Raw genomic sequence first — 22,325 nt, forward strand, 5'->3', positions numbered from 1 at the left:
GACGGCTAATCTTTAAGTCATGCGTTCCAATGCCGGTTCCGGTGAGAGCATTCCCACCTCGGACGTCCAAAACAGATACCTAAACAATGGTTACAAGCTGACCAAGGTCGGCGTTACAGGAGTGAAGAAACCGGTCACGGTAAGGAGGGGTGACAATGTGATAGTCATCAACTCATCGATCGACGTCTTCGTTGACCTCCCATCCACGCAGAAGGGGTCACATCTTTCCCGGAACCTCGAGGTCATATCGGAACTAGTGGACATGAGCGTCAGGGAACCAGTATCTGGCCTGGAAGTGTTGGCGGCCGACATCTGCAGGCAGCTGCTTGAGAAACACGAGTACGCCTCATGGGCCGAGGTGAACATCACCGGCGATTATTTTCTGGAAAGGGAATCCCCAAGTGGCATGAAGAGCCTGGAATCATTCAAGCTCATGGCCAAGGCGAGGAACAAGAGAGGGGACGGACTCATGAAGCTCATTGGTGTCGAGGTAGTGGGAATGACCGCTTGTCCATGCGCCATGGAGACCGTGAGGACCTCTTATGACGAATTTGTTCCCAACGGGGGTCCACATACCCCAGTCATCAGCCATAACCAGCGGAACGTGTCATCTGTGATCATGGAGGTGCCAGAGGAATACGATGTCGAGGCGAATGACCTAATTGACATCGTGGAGAATTCGTTCAGCAGTCCCACCTACGAGATCCTTAAGAGAAATGCTGAGGCAGAGGTGGTGGTGAGGGCACACAGGAACCCCAAGTTCGTGGAGGACGTCATCTACCCGATAACGTTTTGGTCACCGTAAGAAGCGAGAGCGAGGAGTCAATCCACAAGCATAACGCACTCGCGGAGAGGATGACAACTCTTGGTGAACTGAGAGAGTGAGTTCTGGTCTGATTCACATTTCTTGTTCGAATGATCCTCATTTAAGATTGGATTGTCTCCTTTGGCAACAAAGTAATGACTATTGCTATGGTGAGCTATTTCGGTGTTCAAAATCCTTGGTCTCGGTTACCATCGGGGACATGGGGACCTAAGAATAGGGATTAATCTTTTCTAGAAAGCAAACGTTCACTGTCCAGAACCCGATCGCGATGGACAAGCACGACCTTTGCGAATGGTGGAGAATTGAGGTGTGCACATGATCAAGGCCATTGTAACTGACATTGACGGTACCATCACTGACAGTCGCCGGAGGGTCCAATGGGAAGCGGTAGAGGCTTTCAGGGAGCTCCAGGATAATGGGATTCAGGTGATGATAGCCTCCGGTAACGTACTTCCTGTTGCGCTTGGCCTGCACATCTTCATAGGCCTGAACGGTCCGATCATCGCTGAGAACGGCGGTATTGTGGCATATGGTGAGGAAGTGCATAAGGTCAACTCCAACCAGAGGCCTCTTGAGGCCTTTGAGTACCTCAAGGGAGTCTTGCCGGTTGAGCGCCTTTTCACAGATAAGTGGAGGGAAACCCAGGTCGCTCTAAGATTATCAGTAAAAGAAGAGGACGTTCGGCAAGCGCTCTCAGGTTGGGACTTAGAGATCGAAACCACTGGTTTCGCTATCCACTTGATGGAGAAGGGACAAAGCAAGATGTCTGGGGTCAAGGAAGCCTGCAGATTCCTTGGAATAGACGTTGACGAGGTGGCTGCCTTCGGTGATTCGGACAACGATGTGAAGATGCTCAGGGGATGCGGTTACGGCATAGCCGTGAGCAACGCATCCGAGGCGGCCAAGGGAGCGGCCGATTACGTTTCGAAGGAACCCCATGCAGGGGGAGTAGTCGAGGGCCTCAAATGGCTCCGATTACTCTAGCAAGGAATCCATAGAAGTCGTATATCCAGATATTTATTACTACAATAGAACCTTATATTATTCCACCGGGATCATTCGGTCCCGAGTAGTGAAATGGAGACGAGATACCTTGAAAATGCTTGGGATCTGTAGCCAATGTGGAAAACCTACGGATCACACATGCCCCTTGTGTGGGAGACTTGTTTGCGCAGAGCACCGCGACAGGGAAACTGGGCTCTGTCAGTACTGCAGGGGCAGGAAGCCCACGGACACTCCGGAGCGACCCTTGGTCTGAGTTCAGCCTAGGATCTTCTTGACCTCTTCGATGTCCATATCTAGGGCTTTCAGTAGATACTGAAGTGCCTTTCGCTTAATGATCAACAATCCTTGATCGTCCAAAAACTGCTCGTGCACTTCAGGAGCCCTTCTATAATATGCAACGGCGAATTCTGAGTAGTAGTTCGATGAATTGTCGCTGTCCAGCTCTGCCGCTTTGTTGTATGCCCCTTCAGCATCGTTGAATCTTCCCTCATCCATGCAGAAGGCGCCCATCGAACTGTAGTAATATGCGTTCTCTGGATCCAACTCTATGGCCTTCCTATACGCAAGGAGAATATCATCGGATGTGACCTTGGGCACTAGCATGCCAGCCTCAGCCTTTCCGAAATATGCCTCGGCGTTGTTTGGGTCCTCTTTAATAGCCTTATCGAATTTCGAGAGGGCCTTCTTGTAATCCCCCTGACCGAGAAGCTGGTATGCCTGTTCGATCAACTTCTGAGAGCCTTCCATCAAAGCACCTTATCTGGAGTAAATCAAGACTAGGAAATAAAGATTTTCGCCAAGTTATAAGTGCTTGGATAATCAGGAAACAATGTGTACAATGTCGAACCACGACGAACAGTTAAATATTCTCAGCAGATAATCGATGCTGTCCCATTCCAAGGGTGAGCACATGGATTTGGAAGTTGTGAGGAAGGTCGCAAGAATAGCCAGGCTCGAACTGTCTGAAGATGAGCTTGAAGAGTTCTCTAGAGATCTGGAGGAGATACTGGAGTATCTTTCCGGACTGGATGAGGCGCCATCTTCAGAGGAATATGGATTCAATCCTATACCCATTGAGGACTTAATGAGGGAGGATGAGCCATTCATGGACATTGACCCATCGCAGCTTAGGGAGCTACTGGACACATATCAAGATTGGGTAAGGGGGCCGAGGCTAGCGTGACCGACCCTCTATTCATCCAAGGGCTTCATAAGCTGAACGAGCGATTCCAAGTTTTCTCAGAGATCGTGGTGAAGAGTGATGACTGGGAGATGCCAGATGACGGTTTCCACTTCTCCGCAAAGGACAACCTATGTTCATTAGAGATGCAGACTCGCGCCGGTTCCAAGATCCTAGATGGTTACAGACCTCCCTTCGACGCCACTGCCATCAGCAGACTGAAGGAGGCGGGAGGAATACTGGTGGCCAAGGACAACATGGACGAGTTCGGATTCGGGACATTTTCCACCAACTGTGCCTATGGCGTCCCCCGCAACCCGTATGATGAAGAGAGGTGCTGCGGTGGTTCCAGCGGCGGTTCGGCAGCGGCTGCCTGTTTGATAGAGGGGCACCTGGCTCTAGGAGAATCTACGGGCGGTTCGATTGCCTGCCCAGCTGCATTCTGCGGAGTATACGGTCTTACCCCAACCTATGGACGGGTCTCTCGCTACGGACTGGTGGATTACGCCAATTCCTTGGACAAGATCGGTCTGCTCTCGCGATCAGCAAAGCAGATAGTGAAACACCTTCCTACCATATCCGGAATGGACCTTAAGGATCCCACCTCGTGTGCTCAGCCTGAACTGATACTAGATGGAAGAGAAGCGAGGAACATCGCGATTCCCAAGGAAGCCCTGGAGGGATTAGATGAGAACATATCTGACACATTCATGAGGACATTGAAGGAAATGGAATCCTTGGGAATGAACGTGGATGAGGTGAGCATTCCCTCGTTGAGTTTCGCACTTCCCGCCTACTACATCCTGGCCACCTCGGAATCCTCAACCAATCTCGCCCGCTACTCCGGGATGAGGTTCGGGGTGAGAAACGACAACTACGGCAGTCATTTCAACGAATTCTTCTCTCAAGTTAGGTCCAAAGAGTTCGGGAAGGAGGCTAAGAGGCGAATCTTGCTGGGAACCTTCTCCCGCATGGTGGGTTTCAGGGATCGCTATTACATGAAAGCGCTCCAGGTGAGATCGCTGATCATACGCGAATACCAGAAGGTGTTCGAAGACCACGACGTAGTAATGACGCCTACGATGCCATTCGTGGCTCCCAGGTTCGATGAGGTCGATCAGATGAGGCCTCTCGACATGTACAAGGCCGACTTTCTGACTGTTCCACCTAACCTATGCGGCCTTCCACACGTCTCAATTCCATCAGATTATGTCGGGAGAATGCCGGTGGGAGTACAGGTCGTGGCGCCTCACTGGGAGGAAGGACTACTAGCAGACATGATGCTGCGTTGGGAGGATCATTTCGCGCCAGAATATCCGGAGGTGATCCTGTGAAGATCGGGCTTGAGGTACACCTTCAGCTTCCAACGAGATCGAAGATGTTCTGCTCCTGTCCCACATCCTCGGATGGGCCGAACAGCTCGATATGCCCAACCTGCCTGGGTTTTCCTGGCTCCAGGCCAAGGATTAACCTGCGTGCCATGGAGATGGGGTTGTCCATTGCATCATTCCTTGAATGCGAGATCCCCGATGTCACTTGGTTCTCAAGAAAAACATACTTCTATCCAGATCTACCAAAGAACTTCCAGATCACGCAGTATGATTCACCCATCGGAGAGCGGGGAAGATTCGTATTCAGAGATAGGACGATCCGCATCACCAGGGTCCATCTGGAGGAGGACCCAGGAAAGATAAAAAGGATTGGGAAGCCTGGTGAGGAGATATCGCTATTGGACTACAACCGGAGCGGAATACCGCTGGTCGAGATCGTCACCGAGCCTGACCTCAAGACCCCTGGCGAGGCGAGGGAGTTCATGTCCAATCTCCTGACTGAGCTCCGAGGATTGGTGGGCCTTAAGGGTTCAGATGAGCAGACGGTTAGGGTGGATGCAAATATCTCTGTGGGAAAGGAGAGGGTGGAGATAAAGAACATTCTAGGCTTGAAGAATCTCGAGCGCGGGTTGAAATTCGAGGCGGTCAGACAGGCCAGGCTTTTAAAGGCTGGAAAGAAGGTCGTGAGGGAGACCAGACGCTTCGACGAAGAGCGGAAGGTCACCTTGGCCGCCAGGAAGAAAGAATTCGAAGAGGATTACGGCTACATCGGTGAGCCAGATCTTGGCGTATTCCACCTAAAAGAGATGGTCAAGAGGCTGGAGATCAGGGAGACCCCATTGGCCAGAGCTGAACGCATCTCCAGAGAGTTCTCCATTTCATCGGAAACGGCCAGGCAGATCGTCCTTACATCGGATCGGCTCGCTGACCTGACCGAAGAGCTTTGCGCAAGGTTACCGCCCGAGAAGGTACTTCCTTGGATCATGGGACCGATCTCGTCCAGGTCAGATGAGCTTTCAGAAAACTTCGAAGAGGTATCTGGATTCATCTCGGAGATAGTGGAAGATTTTTCATCTGGGAAGATCACGGATCTCGAGGCAAAGAGGCGCATCGATGCTCTGTTCAGTGAGGATTTGGACCAGGATATTGAAGAGATATCCGCCGGGCTCGGACAGCTCATTAACGATATGATCGACGCCAATCCTTCGATCATCGAAGACTACAAACAGAACGAGAAAGCTGCCAACTTCATCATCGGCCAGGTAATGCGTTCGGTGAAGGGTAGATACTCCTCATCTGAAGTGGTCGACGCCGTCCATATAGAACTTAGAAAGAGGGTCTAAGGCTACTTGGCCTCCTCCGCGTCCTCAAGATCGATCTCTTCATCCAGGAATTCCATATCTCCCTCAGCGAGAGACATGAGCTGGAGTTCAGAGAGTTTGGATTCTTCAACCGGAGTCGGTGATCCGTCCACAGGTGACTGGAACTTCTTGTTCTTGGGGAATGCGATGACTTCTCGGATGCTATCACAACCCAGCAGAAGGGAAACGAGTCTGTCCACGCCTAGAGCGATGCCGCCGTGAGGGGGGGCGCCGTACTCTAATGCTTCCAGGAAGAAGCCGAAATCCTCCACGATCTTCTCTTCGCTCATACCCAGCATCTGCAGGATGCGTCTCTGTACCCTTGGGTTGTGGTTCCTGATGGACCCAGACCCGATCTCGGCTCCGTCAAGGCAAAGGTCATATGAAGTTCCCCTGATATTCCTAGGATCGCCTTCCACCTTGCCCTCAACCGGGTAGACGAAGGGATGATGGAAGGCCTCAAGACCACCTGTTATAGGATCGACCTCGAAGAGAGGGCAATCCACCACCCAAACAAAGCGGTGGTCATTTGAGCTTATCAGAGAGAGATCCCTGGCAATTTTGGCCCTCAGAGCGCCGCCTGCCTTCAATGTCTGCACCCTTTGTCCTGCAAGGAATAGAAGAAGGTCTCCGGGTTTCGCATCCATCGCCTTTAACAGACTCTCCTTAACTTCATCGGTGAAGTACTTCACTATGTTGGAATTCAATCCCTCATCAGTGACTCTCATCCATGTTAGGCCACCCATGCCCTGGGACTTGGCCCAGTCAATAAGGCGATCGATCTCCTTCCTGCCGATGTTATCTTCACCTTCAGCCGGATCCTTCACAAGCGAAGATTGGAGGTTCACGCAGACTACCGCACCGTCATTCTTCAGAATTCGCTGGAATATCTCATATGGCGCTTTCCGGACAATGTCGGAGACATCAGTCAACTCCAAACCATATCGGATGTCTGGAGCATCGCTACCATAGCGCGATATGGCATCGTGATATGAAATGCTTGGAAAGGGTGTAACCAGCTTCTGATTGAATACCTTCTTCCAGACATGAGAAAGCACCTTTTCTATGGTTTCCCGAATGTCCTCCTCGTCGACGAAGGCCATTTCCATGTCAAGCTGGGTGAATTCCGGCTGTCTGTCAGCTCTGGAGTCCTCATCCCTGAAGCACCTTGCTACCTGGAAGTAGCGGTCAACCCCGCCCACCATAAGCATCTGTTTGTAAAGCTGGGGTGACTGGGGAAGTGCGTAGAAATCTCCGGGTATTGTCCTTGAGGGGACGATGAAATCTCTGGCCCCTTCAGGAGTGCTCCGGGTGAGCACGGGGGTCTCCACCTCGATGAATCCAAGCTTATCGAACCCCTCCCGGGCGGCAGTGATCAGCCGGTGACGGAAGCGGAGATTGGACTGCATCCTAGCTCTCCTCAGATCGAGGTATCTGTACCTGAGCCTTAGGTCCTCCCCCGGAAGCATAGAGTTCTTCTGCTCAGCCACCTCGAACGGGATGGGCCTCGAGGAGCTCAGTAACCTTCCATCCTCTATGAGAACTTCCACCATGCCAGTAGGATTCCGATCATCCTCAGTGCCCTCGACGCGATTCCTTACCACGCCGGTCACCTGGATGACAAACTCCCTGCCGAAGGAGCTAAGCGTGTCCATTAGGACCGCCAGGTCCAGGCCATCTTCCAATGCCTCGGGGTCCAAAACGACCTGGGTCGAGCCATAGGAATCGGCGAGATCGAAGAACAGAACGCCCCCATGATCACGTGCAAATCTCACCCATCCTGCAAGGGTGACACGCTCTCTCAGGTCATCTTCTTTGATATCTCCGCATGTGTGGGTTCTCATCATATGCTTCCCCTTCTTGGAATAACTCAAGATGAGTAAATTCCCTTTAAACAGGAGAAGGTATTAAACATTTTGCACTGCCAATACCAATGGACATTGGATGATTGCATGTTGAATTCGTAAAATTTTTGATTATTGTCCAATAAATCGAAATAATACGGTATTTTTTCGTTTATGATGACAATACGATCCTGCGATATGCTATCCTGGCCTTGAAACGGCAAGATCAGTCGGCATCTTCCTCGTCCTGATCGAACTGCGGTACGAACTCATGAGGCTCCTTAATGACATTGAGAATCACGTAAGTATTAGTCTTCTTCACCCCTTTAATGGTCAGCATCTGCTTTATGACCCCGGAGAACTCATCCCGATTCTTGCAGGCTACCCAGGCAATCGAGTCACATTCGCCCGTGACGTCGAAGATCCCCACAATATTTTCAATATGCCTCATCCTTCCCTGAATTTCAAGAAGGTCCCCCTCAACGTAAACATGTACAAGGGCCATGAACTCGTAGCCTAGCTTCAGATAATCGACGTTGGCCCTGTATCCAAGTATGACTCCACTCTCTTCCAGATGTTTCATCCTTTGGATCAGTGTGGTGGGGTGCACACCCAGCCTCTTGGCGATCTGCCTGTATGACCCTTGGCTTGAAACGCAGATCTCCTTGATAATCCTCTCGTCTAGTTCATCAAGCATAATATCACCATTCATCGAGTCTGGTATGCGACAGAGACGCAGATGTTCAATCAAGATGAAAGTATATGTCATTTTGGTATTCAGGAACTGCTCCGCGAATGAAATGGAAATCAAGCAATTTCCCCTTAAGAGCCGGGGAAGATTTATGAGCCATCGGCCCATTTGAATTCGCATGACTCGCCTCCTCTACCTAGAGGACCCCTGTCTCAAGTCCTTTAAGGCAAAGATCAAGAACGTATATGAGGATTGGATCGAGCTGGATCAAACAGCGTTCTATCCTGGAGGAGGTGGTCAGGAAGCAGATACCGGTTGGATCGATGGCTTTGAGGTCATTGAAATGAAGAAGGAGGAAAACGTGCTTCACAAAGTTCCTGGTAATAGGTTCCAAGAGCGGCAGGAAGTGGAAGCCTCAGTAGATTGGGAGAGAAGGCTTGACCTCATGAGAGGGCACACGGCCGAACATATGCTCTTCTCTGCCCTTTCAAATCTGGTGGAAGATATAGAGCTCATCAAGATATCCATCGGAAAGGAGAAGAAGTCATTCATAGTGAAGGGAAGAATTGATTGGGACATCATCTCTCTTGCACAGAGGGAAGTGAACGATACCATTGCGAGACGAATTGATGTCGATTGTTCCTGGGTGGATCGAACGGATCGTTTGCTCCAAGAAATCAGGATCAAGATGGATCGAATCTCAGATGATAAGGTGCGCATCGTCAGAATAGGAGATTATGATGCCGCGGCATGTTCTGGGATCCATGTTCCATGCACAGGTGACATTGTGCGGATACTTGTTACAAGGATGACTGTGGCAAAACCCAAGGGTGCGGTGGAAATCGAGTTCGAGGTTGGGGAAAAGGCCATTGAACGGTCGCTTGAACTGGCTACCATCGCCCTGAAGTCCTCGGATCTGACGGGATCTCACCCCGAGGACCTGATGAAGGCCATTGTGAATCTGAAGGATGAGGTAGAGAGGGCTAGGAATTCTCTCAAACGCTACGGCCGCCAGGTGCTGGATTCCCTGACGCCTGAGAGCGTCTATGGATTGAATATCTACAAGGGAATTTACCATGGTCTTGACAACAAGACCTTGATGATTGCTGCAAACCGCTTTGTGAGGGGAGAAAGGACACTTTGCGTCCTTGTAAATGTGGATGATAGAATGATGATGGTAGTCGCTAGGAGTCCCGACCTGACAATCGATTGCAGGGAACTCATTTCCGAGGCATTGGATCCGATAGGCGGAAGGGGTGGCGGTAAACCAGAGTTCGCCACGGGAGGCGCTCCTTCGACCGAAGATGCAGAGGAAGCCGTTAATAGAATACTGCGGATCTTCAATTCGTAGAAGTCGACACACTTTGATTCTCTAATCTATGATTTATCAATTGGACACCTTGATTTGATTCCTATGAACATATGTCGATTCCAATAAGAATTACAATTCATATATAGTGTATAGAAAGGTTTTTCTATACATTTGTCTATCACATCAACAGATGACACCAACAGATATCGATCCGGAGTTGAAAGAGACCATTCTCTCCAAAATAGACAAAGAGAAGGTCAAATTCATTGAGATGCAGTTCTCAGACATTCTTGGCACGGTCAAGAGTGTCTCGATTCCCGCGGACAAGGCTGCGAGAGCTCTGGATGAGGGTGTTTTCATAGATGGCTCCTCGATTTTGGGATATGCCACAATCGAGGAATCGGACATGAGAACCATGCCTATCCCCGAATCGTTCCAGATATATCCTTGGACGGCAAATGGTTCCGCCAAGACCGCTCGCTTCATGTGTAAGATCTACGACCACCACGGTCACAGATTCAAGGGAGATCCTCGCCTGGTACTTGAGAATGCAATGGAGAAGGCCAAGGAGATGGGGTGGGCCTTCAATGTCGGGCCCGAGTTCGAATTCTTCCTTTTCAAGCTGGATGAGAACCGAATACCCCTGCCTATTCCCGCCGACACAGGTGGATACTTCGATCTGATGCCTATGGACGAAGGTGAGAAAGTTAGGAAGGACATCATGCTAAGATTTGATGAGATGGGATTCGATGTCGAGGCTGGACATCACGAGGTAGCACCTGGACAGCATGAGGTCGACCTTCGGTACAATGAAGCACTGACCGTAGCGGACAGGATGGTAACCCTCAAGTTCGGCATAAAAACTATCGCGCTGGCACATGGATTCCACGCCTCGTTCATGCCAAAACCGGTCTTCGGTGAGAACGGTTCGGGAATGCATGTTCATCAATCACTCATCGAGAAAGACGGAGGGAACGCCTTCGACGATCCTACAGGCGAGTTCGGTCTCAGCGAGAACGCCTTCAAGTACATAGGCGGCCTATTGCACCACATTGGTGACGCCTGCGCCATCACCAACGCATATGTGAATTCGTACAAGAGGCTAGTACCAGGATACGAGGCCCCGTGCTACATCTCATGGGCGAATATGAACAGGAGCGCACTTATCCGCGTTCCCGCCGGAAGGGGTGCAAGAGCGAGGGTAGAACTCAGGAACCCTGATCCCGCAGGTAACCCATATCTTCAGTTCGCGATAATGCTCGCGGCTGGAATGGATGGTATCAAGAAAGGAATCTATCCTCCAGCCCCTATCGAGAAGGATATCTACAAGATGGGTCCGGCTGAGAGGAAGAAACTTGGCATAGACAGCCTACCGGAGAACCTGGGAGAGGCGCTTACCCGCATGTCCGAGAGCAAGCTCGTGAAGGAGACACTCGGGGATCACATATCACAGCACTACCTCTACCTCAAGAATATGGAATGGGACGAGTTCAGGACCTCGGTGACCGATTGGGAGATCAAGAAGTTCCTTCATATCCTCTGAGGAGCCAACGCTCCTCTTTTATTTTATATCTATATATTTAATTCTGGCTATTATTTTTCATATTTCTTCATATATATATCTAATCGAAAAATTACTTCTAAGGTCACTAATTGGAAATGATATGGAATCAGAAGCGGATGAGCCGGAAAAGACGAAGACTCTGTTGAAACAAGTGGAAGAGAATGACATCAAGTTCGTCGAGATGCAGTTCTCGGATCTATTGGGTACGGTCAAGAGCGTTTCCATTCCCGCCCGGAAGCTAGGAAATGCTCTTGAGGAAGGTGTCTACATCGACGGTTCCTCGATCGAAGGTTATTCAGGTGTCGAGGAATCTGACATGAGGGCCAAGCCGATTTTGGATTCATTTCAGGTCTACCCCTGGACCGAGAACGGTCAGATGAAAACGGCGAGATTGATGTGCACCATCCTGGATCCGTCCCTCGACGACAACGGGAATTCAAGGTTTCCGGGGGATCCCCGACTCATCCTTGAAAGATTGTTGAAGAAAGTGAGGAAGAAGGGCTGGATCTTCAACGTGGGACCGGAGTTCGAGTTCTTCCTGTTCAAGCTTGGCGCCAATGAAAGGCCTTTCAAGAAACCCTCCGATGTGGGCGGCTACTTTGACCTGATGCCTCTTGACAAGGGGGAGATGGTGAGGAAGACCATCATGCTGACATTCGATCAGATGGGATTCGATGTGGAGGAATCCCATCATGAGGTGGCCCCCGGGCAGCAGGAGATCGATCTGAAGTACGGCGATGCCCTGACCATAGCTGACAGGATGATGACCATGAAGCTGGGCATAAGGACCATTGCCCGTCAGTTCGGTCTCCACGCCACTTTCATGCCCAAACCATTCACGGATCAATACGGATCGGCGATGCACGTCCATCAATCTCTCACCGACCTCAAGGGGGAGAACATCTTCTATGATGCCGATAACGAGTACGGATTGAGTGACCTGGCGTTGAGATACATCGGTGGGCTGCTGAAGCACGCCAAGGCAACCTGCGCGATACTCACCTCGCACATCAATTCGTACCGTAGGCTGGTTCCCGGGTTCGAAGCTCCTTACTGCATCACCTGGGCCAACATGAATCGTAGCGCACTGATAAGGGTCCCAGCGGGAAGAGGTTCCAAGACCCGAGTCGAGCACAGGAATCCCGACCCGGCGGGCAACCCATACCTCCAGTTCGCAGTGATGCTAGCCGCCGGTATGGATGGAATCGAGAACGACATATACCCGCCAGATCCATTCGAGATGGACACTTTCAAGATGGACAAGCGGGAACTCAGCGGAAAGGGCATCCAGCGGCTACCGGAGAACCTGGGAGAATCGCTTGATCACATGAGGGAGAGCGAATTGATGCGTGAAGCGCTAGGCGACCATGCGTTCTACAACTTCCTCCACATCAAGGAGAAGGAGTGGACTGAGTTCCGCCGACAGGTCACTGATTGGGAGCTAGACAGGTACCTCATGAAGATCTGAACGGCTCATTCAATCATCTTTCCCTTTTTCTCGCAACCTGTATTGGTGCTTTCAAAAGGTTTAATAGTGAATGGCTCATCACATTAGCTGAGACCATGATGCCAGGTGGAAGAATGAATCCCCGTCAGATGAAGCAAGCCATGAAGAAGCTTGGCATCAAGACGGAGGAGATTGAGGATGCGGAAGAGGTCGTCATACGGACATCCACCAGCGAATACGTCATCAGCGATCCTGCTGTGACCATGATGGAAGTCCAGGGACAGGTCACTTTCCAGATACTCGGGGACTACGAGATCAGGGAGAGAAGCGATGTGGAGGCTGGGCCAATCATCCCCGAAGAAGACATCACCCTTGTAATGGAGCAGGCAGGTTGCACCAGGGAACAGGCGATTGAAGCCCTTACATCCTGCGACGGACAACCCGCCGAGGCCATTCTGAAGATAGTATCATCCTAAGGTGAGAATGTGTGCCTGGCCATTCCCGGAAAAGTGGTTTCGATCGAGGGCAAGATCGCCGATGTCGATTTTGGAGGAGTCAACAAGAAGGTCAATCTTTCCATGGTGGAGGTGTCCGTGGGCGAATGGGTGATCGTCCATGCTGGATTCGCCATTCAGACCATGGATGAGCAGGAAGCCCTTGAGACCCTGAAACTCTGGGAAGAGCTTCTTGCCCAAGAAGAAGACTTCAACGACGAATATCCCCTTGCTTGAGTTTTTTCCTGCCCCGCAGGCAGACGAAGCCCCCTTTATCATCACCTAGTAGAACAGTATCATGATCTAGAGAAGCCTCCGGCGAAGAATGAAGGCAAGATGCCACCTTGTCCAATTCAATGGAGGCGTTCTCCATCATTCGTTCGGTTTCTTTCACCGTTAAGAATCTGGCGTGGCAGTAAATGGGATGTCCCAACTCGCCCTTCCTGATGTAATGGACTCCCCATGATGAGTCCCTGGGTATTATGCATATCACAAGGTAACCCCCTGTCTTTAGAACCCTGGTTGATTCGATTATCGCCGATTGGGGGTGCTCGAGGAAGCATAGCGTGGTCGTCATGATTACAAAGTCGAAACTCTGATCATGGAATGGTAAGCTCTCCGCCATTCCCAATATGGACTCGAACCCTCGCATTTTGGCTTTATGCAACATGGGTAATGAGGGATCAAGGCACAAGGTTCCCGCCGGTGAAAGGGCACCAGTACCACAACCAATATCAAGGCCGCTTCCTGCGAGATTCATGGATCCTATCGCTCCTCGTTCCAAGGCAAGTATTATTGGATGATCTTTGTACCATTCATCGAATTCATTGGAAACGGAATCGAAGGGATTCTTCATCCCTATTATGAAGTGCTGAATCGCTCATCAACTTTATGGAGATTCGGAATCATCAGCGGAGACTTGACGCTAAGGATGCGGAAAGAAGGGGACAGGCATTTCTACAAGTTGCTGCCTAAACGAATAACTGATTTAGAGATGAGCGTCGTCTATGGTCCAGTGAGATCCTGGAAAATCGGAACATATCTTGGAGTTGATCCCATCTGCATTAGTCCAAAAGTCTGCAGCCTCAACTGCATCTATTGCGAGCTAGGTGAAGGAGGAATCCTTGGCGAGCAGAAGTGCCAGTTCATTCAGACAAAGGTACTGATGGAGGAGCTTGAACACAAGAGAATGGACGAAGTCGATCTCATCACTTTTTCGGGAACAGGAGAGCCCATGCTTGCCTCGAATCTTAAGGAAATGGCGGAGGCCATCAAGGCGAGGAAGAATGTGTCCCTGGCGATCCTGACCAACTCCTGTCACTTCCTCAACAACGGGAGCATGGAAGCCCTGGAACCGTTCGACATCGTGATTGCTAAATTGGATGCTGCCACCGGGGAGACATTCAACAAAGTCAATCGGCCTCACAGTTCGATCAGCTTTGAAAGGGTGTTGGAAGGGATTCGAATGGCGGCTGCCGAATTCCCTGGGAGTTTCAGACTTCAGCTGATGTTCATGGAGGCCAACAAGAACGAGGTTGATCAGTTGGGGGACTTATGCAATGAGATTGATCCAGACGTCATATATCTGAACACGCCTTTGAGAAGGTGCGGAATCTCACCCTTGAAAGAAGCTGATATGCAAGAGATAAGGAAGCATTTCAGGGATTTCAGATTACAAAGCGTATTCTAGTCCTGGAGATACCCAAGGTCATTCTCCATTAATCATTCTCGATCAAGTATCTCTAAGAAATAAGCGCTGTATAGTGGAGAAATGGGATTATGGCCGGACATTCTGTCCTTCACCACGAGAGTGCTTACAGGAGCATCTGAGTGCTGGGTGAAGAGTATGTCATGGCCTATGCACAAGCCAACGATGAGGTTGAGCTCTGTCCCAGCCCGATTCAGCATTTCAGCCTGCATAATTGGGTTGCAGCCTTTCTCCTCCCCTTCCCGTATATACGATTCTCGAGGGATCCCCAGCTCCTCTTTTTCCACTGAAAAACACTTGCACATGATCGATGCCACGTCAAGGCCACCTTTTTCAATGATTTTGCATATCTTTCCTGCCTCCCAGACAAGTCCGGCGCAGAAGGCCACGCCCACTCTTTCCAAGCCAAGTTCTTTGCAGAAGGCAATGACTTCCGCAATCCGAGGGCGAATTGGGGTGATAGCTCCATCGATCTCCCTGTAGGTCTCCTTCTCGATCTTGGATGCGACAAGGTACATTGGGGCGACCTTTTCCTCAAGGTACCTGGATACTATCTCGCTCTCATCGATGCCCTCCTTTAGGATTGGGCAATTGGGATTGATGGGCTCTTCTCCGCTCCGGCATTCATTTCGACCGCATCTATCGCATCTGGGGTAGTCCATATTCTCAACCTTTTCTTGGAATCGGAATCGTATTTTAAAACCTGTTCCCCGTACAAGATAGCTCAAGCTTGGGCAGGATGATATTAAAAAATGAAAAACGGAGTAAGTGGTTTCTTCACAAGCTGACGAGCTTCAGGAGCCTCTCCCACCGTTCATCTAAGTTCTTCTGGATATCCTCGATGACAGGTGTCCACTCCTCTTTAAGAAGATGTCGGAAACGACCCTGAGTCTTGAGGTAATCGATAACCGGCTTCTTCTCCTTCTTGCCCTCGGCGATTCGCTTGCTCTCCGCAGTGAGCTCATACTCCCCGTTCTCAAACTCGTAAAGAGGCCAAACGCATGTCTCCACCGCGAGCTTGGCGATCTGTATGGAATCGGCCGAGTCATAGCGCCATCCCCTTGGGCACGGCGATATGGTGTTGATGAAGGCGGGACCCTCAACCTCGAAACCCTTCTGCGCCTTGGTTATCAGGTCCTTCCAGTTGTGAGGTGAGGCCTGTGCTGCGTAGGGTATGTCATGAGCGATGATAATCCGGGTAAGGTCCTTGGGGAATTCCTTCTTGCCCGGTATGCATGTACCAGCTGGACAGGTCGTGGTCTGAGCACCCAATGAGGTGGCTCCGGACCTCTGGATACCGGTGTTCATATAGGCCTCATTGTTGAAACAGACATAGAGGAAGTTGTGTCCTCTCTCCACCGCGCCGGACAAGGCTTGAAGGCCGATGTCGTAGGTTCCGCCATCGCCCCCAAAGGTCACGAAGCGAATATCCTCGGTCACCTTCCCTGTGCGCTTGAGGACGCGGTATGCGCTCTCCACACCTGCCACTGTGGCTGCCGCATTCTCGAAGGCGGTATGGATCCACGGAACCGCCCACGCAGTGTAAGGATATACGGTAGTTGAAACCTCGAAACAGCCTGTCGCATTGGCCACGACTACTGGTTTATCCGTTGCCAGCAGCACCTGCCTGGCAATTATCGCCTCGGGGCATCCGGCGCACAGCCTGTGCCCGGAAGTGAGCCTCTGGGGCTTGTCGACGAAATCGGCTATCTTCAAACTCTCACCCCCATGAAGTTGATCTTCTCACTCTCTCCGGCCGCAAGCTGACGGAACACGTTCTTAATGTCCGCTGGAGGCACGTCCCTCCCTCCAAGTCCGTAAATATAGTTGACGACCCTTGGTGCATCCTTGGCATCGAGCATCGCTGACCTTACCTCGGGGAACACGGGTCCAGAGGAACCGAAGCTAATGGCACGATCCATGACCGCGACCGCCTTCTTTCCATCCAGCACCTCCAGTATCTCTTTCTCGGGGAATGGCCTGAACATGCGGAGTTTGACACTACCCGCCTTCATACCCTCGGCCCTGAGTTCATCAACGGCGGCTTTGAGGGTGCCTGCAGTGGAGCCGATCGCCATCACGACATAGTCGGCATCATCCGTCATGTAGGGCTCTACGACATTGTAGCGTCTTCCACTGATCTTCTCGAAGTCATCGAAGACCTGATTCACTACCTTGGGCACCCTATTCATTGCCTCAACCTGCTGATACTTATGCTCGAAGTACCAATCGAAATTGTCAAAGGGACCCATGGTCACTGGGTTCTTCACGTCCAGCAAAGGGTACTTGGGCTTAAACTCTCCAACGAAATCCTTTACAACATCGTCGGGAAGGGCTTGCAGGTTCTCGATCGCGTGAGTGATTATGAATCCATCCAACCCGGTCATCACTGGTAGCTGGATATCGGGGTGCTCTGCGATCCTGAAAGCCATTATCGACTGGTCGTAGGCCTCCTGTACGTTCTCCCCGTATAATTGCACCCAGCCAGAATCTCTGGCACCCATCGAATCGCTGTGATCGCAATGTATGTTGATCGGTCCACTTAACGCTCGATTGGCCACTGCCATCACTAAGGGTGTCCTCATGGATGCTGCTACGTACAGCATTTCCCACATGAGAGCCAGTCCAGCTGAGGCGGTGGCGGTTGCGCACCTCGCACCAGCAGCCGAGGCGCCTATGCAGATGGTCATGGCCGAGTGCTCAGACTCAGAACACACATACTCTGTGTCTACCTCGCCGTCGGCGACATAATCAGAAAATGCCTCAACGATGATGGTCTGAGGCGTTATTGGATAGGCCGCCACAACATCGGGATTCACCTGCTTCCAGGCATATGCTATCGCGGTGTCCCCGTTGACTGCCATCAGTTCCATTCACTTTCCCTCCTCTACCATTTCGATGGCTTCCTTGGGGCACACCTTTGCACAGATGCCGCATCCCTTGCAGTACTTGTACTTGAACCCCTCCATCTTCTTTTCTTTGATCACTATGCTATCATCAGGACAGTATATCCAGCAGGTCAGACAGTCGATGCACTTCTCCTTATCCAACACAGGTTTCTTGGAACGCCAGGAACCGGTCTCGTATTCCCTTGCCTTTCCCGCTTCGAGGATCACACCGCCCTCTGGAACATCATGTGCAGTATCTCCAGCCATCAGTCTACCTCCTCGTAGGCCCGCTTGACGCTATTGATATTCTTCTGAATTACTTTATCCGGGAACTTGGCTGAGAATTTGGCCTGAAGCTCGGCGAGAATGCTATCCAACGACACTATACCCGATACCTTCACGAGAGCACCCAACATTGCCGTGTTTGCAATGGGTCGCCCAACCTCTTCCAGAGCGATCTTTGTAGCGTTGACCACGTGGATCTCGCCACCATCGCCGAGGGATTCCAGGAGCTTCTCCTTCCCTTCGGGGTAATTCGCAATGATTGCACCGCCGGTTTTCAATCCGCCGGTGAGGTCCACATGCCCAACCAGTGTGGGATCCAATATGACCACATAATCTGGATTGTACACCTGGCTGTGAACCTTAATCGGTTCGTCGGATATCCTGAAGAACGCCTTGATAGGGGCGCCCATCCTTTCTGGGCCAAACTCAGGGAATGCCTTGATGAATTTGCCTTCTCGTATGGCGGCTCCCGCAAGGAGTTCATTAGCAGTTACTACTCCTTGACCGCCACGTCCATGCCAACGTACTTCAACGGTTTTCACAGCAAACCCTCTGAGATTCAGAACAGCTAAGTTTGTTTTAAATTCTTCTATCGAACCTAAGTCGTGATTAATCGTTAATGTGATTAATTCATTCGATTTATGTCATCTCGGAAACGATTGTCATTAATCACAGGGAGAGAAAGCATACTCGAAAATCACCGTTTGCATTATGAGAGTTCTCGCAATGTCCTCGCCTAATATCGCTAAGATGACTGAAGGACAATCCTGCTTAGGAGGTACCTTTAGGAAAGACCATATCCTTTATCCGACAAGAGGTCATATGGTTAAATACCGGCTTGGAGTTGTGACTCCGGCTTGCCGCTGGGATGCGTTCGGTACGGGGATGAATCATGAAGAAAATACTCAGCATATCCGACCTAAGCGTCAACGACATCGATATAGCGGGCGGTAAGGGTGCGAACCTTGGGGAGCTTACCGAGGCCGGGTTCCAGGTCCCCCCTGGCTTCGTGCTCACCACCGCTGCCTATGATTACTTCCTGGAAGAGAATAATCTGGAGGAAAGACTCCACTCCATATTGTCAGAGCTTGACGAGACTTCCGACAAGTCTCTTCACAAGACATCGAAAGCCATCTGCGATGCCTTCGAGAATGCAGAGATGCCGTCTGAGCTCACAAAGATGACGATCGATGAATTCAATAGGCTCTTCGGGGGAAACGGTCAATACGGCCTGGTCGCCGTAAGATCCAGTGCCACTGCCGAGGACCTCCCGACTGCGAGCTTCGCGGGACAGCAGGAGACTTTCTTGAACGTGTTTGAACCCGAGGATCTTTTGAACAAGGTCAAGCGTTGCTGGGCATCGCTGTTCACTCCCAGGGCAATGTCCTACCGGGCTACTCAAGGATTCGAACATGACAAGATCAAGCTGGCAGTTATCATTCAAAAGATGGTGCGGTCGGATGTTTCCGGAATCATGTTCACGGTGGATCCCAATTCCGAACTTCCCCACATCATCATCGAGGCGGGCTATGGTCTCGGAGAGGCTTTGGTGAGCGGAAAGGTCACTCCCGACACCTATGTCGTGGAAAAGTTTCACAAGCGCATCATCAACAAGCGGGTTGCAAGCCAGACCTGGAAGCTTGTTCGAGGAGAAACCGGGGAGACCATAAGACTCGATATCGAAGAAGATCAGCAGAATGCCCAGAAACTGCCTGATGAGATAATCCTTTCTCTTGCGGAGGTGGGGAATCAGGTCGAACTGCATTATGACCGTCCCATGGACATCGAATGGGCGATGGAGGACGGTGAGCTATATCTTGTACAGGCTAGGCCTGTTACCACCTTAAAATCGAATTCTTCAAACCATCTGCGGATTTCAAAAGGAGGTACCGAGATGACCGTGAAAGATGAGACCAAGGTCGAGAACATAATCACCAAGGGGCTTGCTGCCAGTCCAGGAAGGGTATCTGGCAAGGTGATCCTCCTAGAGGGCGACATGAGCCTTGACTTGGTGGAGAATGGCGATATTCTTGTCACTCAGATGACCACTCCGGACATGGTTCCAGCCATGACCAGGGCCGCCGGGATAGTGACTGACGAAGGGGGAATGACATGCCATGCGGCAATCGTCGCACGAGAACTCGGCATCCCCTGCGTTGTGGGAACCACAAACGCCACGAAGCTCATCCATGACGGTCAGTTGGTCACCGTCGATGGCAACATAGGGGTCATCATCGAAGGCGTAGAGGAGGTCAAGGAAGAGCCGAAGCCGACCATCATGGCGCAGGCTACACCGGTCACCGGGACCAAGATACTGGTCAACATTGGAATACCCCAGAAGGCAGAAGAATATGCTAGGCTGCCAGTTCAGGGAGTCGGTCTAATGCGGATCGAGTTCCTGTTTACGAGCTTCGTAGAGGAGCATCCCCTGAGCCTAATGAAGCAGGGAAGGGGTGAGGAGCTGGTGAACAAACTCGCGAATGGTCTGGCCATCGTGGGCAGGGCCTTCTATCCTCGTCCAGTGGTAGTGAGAACATCTGACTTCAAGACCAACGAGTACCGGGAAATGAAGGGAGGCGAGGCATACGAACCCCAGGAATCCAATCCAATGATAGGTTGGAGAGGATGCTCCCGATATGTATCTGAGGAGTACCACGAGGCCTACAAGCTGGAACTGATGGCGATAAAGAAGGCAAGGGAGGAAATGGGGCTCAAGAATCTCTGGGTAATGCTCCCCTTCGTCCGCACAATCGAGGAGCTAAGGATCATCACCGCGATGATGGACGAGGTTGGTCTCAAGAGAGACAGAGACTTCAAGCTCTATCTCATGGCCGAGGTGCCCTGCAACATTTTCATGGCAGAGGAGTTCTCCGAACACTGTGACGGTTTCTCCATAGGATCCAATGATCTGACCCAGCTGATCATGGGAGCCGACCGGGACTCAGAGATACTTGGGAGAATGGGCTACTTTGATGAGAGGAACGAGGCGATCAAGAGAGCCATAAGCCACCTCATAAGGGTCGCTCACTCCAAGGGCAAGGTTGTTTCAATATGCGGTCAGGCCCCATCGGTCTACCCCGAATTCACCGAGTTCCTTGTGAGAGAGGGCATCGACAGCATTTCCCTGAACCCAGATACCGTGATCAAGACCATTTCCATGGTCGCATCTACGGAGCAGAGGATAATCCTTGAGTCGCTTCGCAAAAGGGATTGAGTTTGCCTTTAGATAACGGAAAAACGATGAAACAGCGCAGCTTCTAATCCCTTAGAAGTCTTGTGGTTATCTCCACGAATGGATGTCTGGAGCCTTCAATGATCTCGACATCCTCCATGGTCTTGAGGCCCCTCTCCTCTGCGCTCTTCTCCATGCCAAGGTCGATCTGGACCTCAGGCTCCAGAACGAAGGCGGAGAACTGCTTGACACCCATGTTCTTGGCTGCGAGAACCCGATGGTGACCGTCCACTACCACGAAATGATCGTTCTTCTGGATCACGATTATCGGTTCTACCAATCCCCGTTTGATCTCGTGTTGCCTTCCTCTCAGTTCATCGGCGTAGATCTCGTGTTGAGTGGGTCTGAGTGATTCGATAGGGACGACCTTGCGGCGAACATTGATACGCACCTGGTTCTTGGATTCTAGAAAGGTCTTCACCATCAGTACCTTGCTGGGGGTTGCCTTCTCGATATGAGAGCGCACGATATCTATATTGGATATTATTCCTACCAGATTTCCTCTCTCGTTGACCACGGGCAGGTTCCTAAGCCCATAGCGAAATAGCACGCGTGTAGCGTCATCGATGCTCATCTTGGGAGAAACAGTGATGGTTCCTCTTCGGATGATATCCTTGACCCTGGATTCTGGGTTTGAGGCAGCCCTGAGAAGCTCCTTGGCGGTTATGAAGCCGACCAGGTGGCCATGCTCTGCAACTGGCAATCCGTGGAACTCGGTTGATATCAGCTTCTCTGTGGCTTCCTCTATGGTGAAGTCTGGGGGAATGGTCACGATGTTCCTGACCATGTAATCCTCGACGAGAACCTTCTTCTCCATTTTCCGCTCCCATTCTCCCTAAGTCAAAGGGGTCTCAAATAAGTTGTGTCCAACATATCAATCTCCAACTTATGCTCGATGTCATATTATCATTGGTTTAGACGATGAGGGTTGCTTGCTCCTGTAGAATCATCTGAAGTCCTTGGACCTCTTGGTGACCGAGGTCAGAATGGATGGCCAGTCATCACCTGTCCGAGCAATAGGACTAAATACAGGTATCCTATTTCCGAGACAACACGAAGGCCCCGGTAGTGTAGCGGCCTATCATCCAGGCCTGTCGTTCTCCCCTGGGGGAGCAGATAGCCTGGGACCCGGGTTCAAATCCCGACCGGGGCGCCAC

Annotated in this window: 21 protein-coding genes, 1 tRNA gene and 1 pseudogene; 13 read left to right on the forward strand and 10 right to left on the reverse strand. The window is 51.0% G+C overall.

The window, feature by feature from the left end:
- Positions 1-19 precede the first annotated feature (19 nt).
- Both GKC03_06380 and GKC03_06385 read left to right on the forward strand, forming a co-directional pair.
- Positions 20-885 (forward strand): annotated as a pseudogene (locus GKC03_06380) (GTP cyclohydrolase I FolE2).
- Positions 886-1,141: 256 nt separating this feature from the next.
- The gene (locus GKC03_06385; GenBank protein NYT12163.1) at positions 1,142-1,810 is read left to right on the forward strand and encodes a phosphoglycolate phosphatase; all 669 of its coding nucleotides are present in this window, start codon (positions 1,142-1,144) and stop codon (positions 1,808-1,810) included.
- A 276-nt stretch (positions 1,811-2,086) separates the two neighbouring features.
- Here GKC03_06385 and GKC03_06390 read toward each other — a convergent pair whose 3' ends face one another.
- The gene (locus tag GKC03_06390; GenBank protein ID NYT12164.1) at positions 2,087-2,578 is read right to left on the reverse strand and encodes a tetratricopeptide repeat protein; all 492 of its coding nucleotides are present in this window, start codon (positions 2,576-2,578) and stop codon (positions 2,087-2,089) included.
- 163 nt (positions 2,579-2,741) lie between these two features.
- On the opposite strand from GKC03_06390, the gene GKC03_06395 reads away from it, so the two are divergent.
- From GKC03_06395 to gatB, 3 genes are all read left to right on the forward strand, one after another.
- A complete protein-coding gene (locus tag GKC03_06395) occupies positions 2,742-3,014 on the forward strand; it encodes an Asp-tRNA(Asn)/Glu-tRNA(Gln) amidotransferase GatCAB subunit C (protein ID NYT12165.1) in 273 nt (90 codons plus the stop codon).
- 89 nt (positions 3,015-3,103) lie between these two features.
- A complete protein-coding gene (gatA, locus tag GKC03_06400; protein ID NYT12166.1) occupies positions 3,104-4,345 on the forward strand; it encodes an Asp-tRNA(Asn)/Glu-tRNA(Gln) amidotransferase subunit GatA in 1,242 nt (413 codons plus the stop codon).
- Entirely contained in the window at positions 4,342-5,685 is a 1,344-nt protein-coding gene (gene gatB / locus GKC03_06405) for an Asp-tRNA(Asn)/Glu-tRNA(Gln) amidotransferase subunit GatB (protein NYT12167.1), read from the forward strand. The genes gatA and gatB overlap by 4 nt, the downstream gene beginning before the upstream one ends.
- Before the next feature lie 2 nt (positions 5,686-5,687).
- On the opposite strand, the gene aspS is transcribed toward gatB, so the two are convergent.
- Both aspS and GKC03_06415 read right to left on the reverse strand, forming a co-directional pair.
- Positions 5,688-7,550: an aspartate--tRNA ligase gene (gene aspS, locus GKC03_06410; protein ID NYT12168.1), complete on the reverse strand. Its 1,863-nt coding sequence runs from the start codon at positions 7,548-7,550 to the stop codon at positions 5,688-5,690.
- A 223-nt stretch (positions 7,551-7,773) separates the two neighbouring features.
- The gene (locus GKC03_06415) at positions 7,774-8,244 is read right to left on the reverse strand and encodes an Lrp/AsnC family transcriptional regulator (protein ID NYT12169.1); all 471 of its coding nucleotides are present in this window, start codon (positions 8,242-8,244) and stop codon (positions 7,774-7,776) included.
- A gap of 172 nt (positions 8,245-8,416) precedes the next feature.
- Between GKC03_06415 and GKC03_06420 the strand changes: the two genes are divergently transcribed.
- The 5 genes from GKC03_06420 to GKC03_06440 all read left to right on the forward strand — a co-directional run bounded on the left by GKC03_06420 (position 8,417) and on the right by GKC03_06440 (position 13,292).
- Positions 8,417-9,589 (forward strand): hypothetical protein, encoded by a 1,173-nt coding sequence (locus tag GKC03_06420; GenBank protein ID NYT12170.1) that lies wholly within the window; start codon positions 8,417-8,419, stop codon positions 9,587-9,589.
- Positions 9,590-9,767: 178 nt separating this feature from the next.
- Positions 9,768-11,093: a type I glutamate--ammonia ligase gene (gene glnA, locus GKC03_06425; GenBank protein ID NYT12171.1), complete on the forward strand. Its 1,326-nt coding sequence runs from the start codon at positions 9,768-9,770 to the stop codon at positions 11,091-11,093.
- 121 nt (positions 11,094-11,214) lie between these two features.
- Entirely contained in the window at positions 11,215-12,582 is a 1,368-nt protein-coding gene (gene glnA / locus GKC03_06430) for a type I glutamate--ammonia ligase (protein ID NYT12172.1), read from the forward strand.
- A 98-nt stretch (positions 12,583-12,680) separates the two neighbouring features.
- Positions 12,681-13,037, forward strand: a complete 357-nt coding sequence (locus GKC03_06435; GenBank protein ID NYT12173.1) for a nascent polypeptide-associated complex protein — start codon at positions 12,681-12,683, stop codon at positions 13,035-13,037.
- A gap of 9 nt (positions 13,038-13,046) precedes the next feature.
- Complete coding sequence (locus GKC03_06440) at positions 13,047-13,292, forward strand: HypC/HybG/HupF family hydrogenase formation chaperone (protein ID NYT12174.1); 246 nt, start codon at positions 13,047-13,049, stop codon at positions 13,290-13,292.
- Here the strand turns inward: GKC03_06440 and GKC03_06445 are convergent.
- Positions 13,267-13,911: a class I SAM-dependent methyltransferase gene (locus GKC03_06445; GenBank protein NYT12175.1), complete on the reverse strand. Its 645-nt coding sequence runs from the start codon at positions 13,909-13,911 to the stop codon at positions 13,267-13,269. The two genes, GKC03_06440 and GKC03_06445, sit on opposite strands and share 26 nt — an antisense overlap.
- A 159-nt stretch (positions 13,912-14,070) precedes the next feature.
- On the opposite strand from GKC03_06445, the gene GKC03_06450 reads away from it, so the two are divergent.
- The gene (locus GKC03_06450) at positions 14,071-14,745 is read left to right on the forward strand and encodes a radical SAM protein (GenBank protein NYT12176.1); all 675 of its coding nucleotides are present in this window, start codon (positions 14,071-14,073) and stop codon (positions 14,743-14,745) included.
- Between the two features lie 32 nt (positions 14,746-14,777).
- Here GKC03_06450 and GKC03_06455 read toward each other — a convergent pair whose 3' ends face one another.
- From GKC03_06455 to GKC03_06475, 5 genes are all read right to left on the reverse strand, one after another.
- Positions 14,778-15,425, reverse strand: coding sequence for a DUF1847 domain-containing protein (locus GKC03_06455; GenBank protein ID NYT12177.1), 648 nt, complete (start codon positions 15,423-15,425; stop codon positions 14,778-14,780).
- A gap of 115 nt (positions 15,426-15,540) precedes the next feature.
- Entirely contained in the window at positions 15,541-16,479 is a 939-nt protein-coding gene (locus tag GKC03_06460) for a pyruvate ferredoxin oxidoreductase (GenBank protein NYT12178.1), read from the reverse strand.
- Positions 16,476-17,636 carry a pyruvate ferredoxin oxidoreductase gene (gene porA, locus GKC03_06465; GenBank protein NYT12179.1) on the reverse strand — a complete coding sequence of 387 codons (1,161 nt, stop codon included), beginning with the start codon at positions 17,634-17,636 and terminating at the stop codon, positions 16,476-16,478. The genes GKC03_06460 and porA overlap by 4 nt, the downstream gene beginning before the upstream one ends.
- A complete protein-coding gene (locus GKC03_06470) occupies positions 17,637-17,918 on the reverse strand; it encodes a 4Fe-4S dicluster domain-containing protein (protein NYT12180.1) in 282 nt (93 codons plus the stop codon).
- Complete coding sequence (locus GKC03_06475) at positions 17,918-18,478, reverse strand: pyruvate synthase (protein NYT12181.1); 561 nt, start codon at positions 18,476-18,478, stop codon at positions 17,918-17,920. The genes GKC03_06470 and GKC03_06475 overlap by 1 nt, the downstream gene beginning before the upstream one ends.
- 350 nt (positions 18,479-18,828) lie before the next feature.
- Between GKC03_06475 and ppsA the strand changes: the two genes are divergently transcribed.
- A complete protein-coding gene (gene ppsA / locus GKC03_06480) occupies positions 18,829-21,150 on the forward strand; it encodes a phosphoenolpyruvate synthase (protein ID NYT12182.1) in 2,322 nt (773 codons plus the stop codon).
- Between the two features lie 43 nt (positions 21,151-21,193).
- Here ppsA and GKC03_06485 read toward each other — a convergent pair whose 3' ends face one another.
- Complete coding sequence (locus GKC03_06485) at positions 21,194-21,985, reverse strand: CBS domain-containing protein (GenBank protein NYT12183.1); 792 nt, start codon at positions 21,983-21,985, stop codon at positions 21,194-21,196.
- A 242-nt stretch (positions 21,986-22,227) separates the two neighbouring features.
- Here GKC03_06485 and GKC03_06490 point away from each other — a divergent pair.
- Positions 22,228-22,324 (forward strand) — tRNA-Asp (locus GKC03_06490).
- Position 22,325: the final 1 nt, after the last annotated feature.

The organism is Methanomassiliicoccales archaeon, assembly GCA_013415695.1.
Classification (GTDB): domain Archaea; phylum Thermoplasmatota; class Thermoplasmata; order Methanomassiliicoccales; family JAAEEP01; genus JAAEEP01.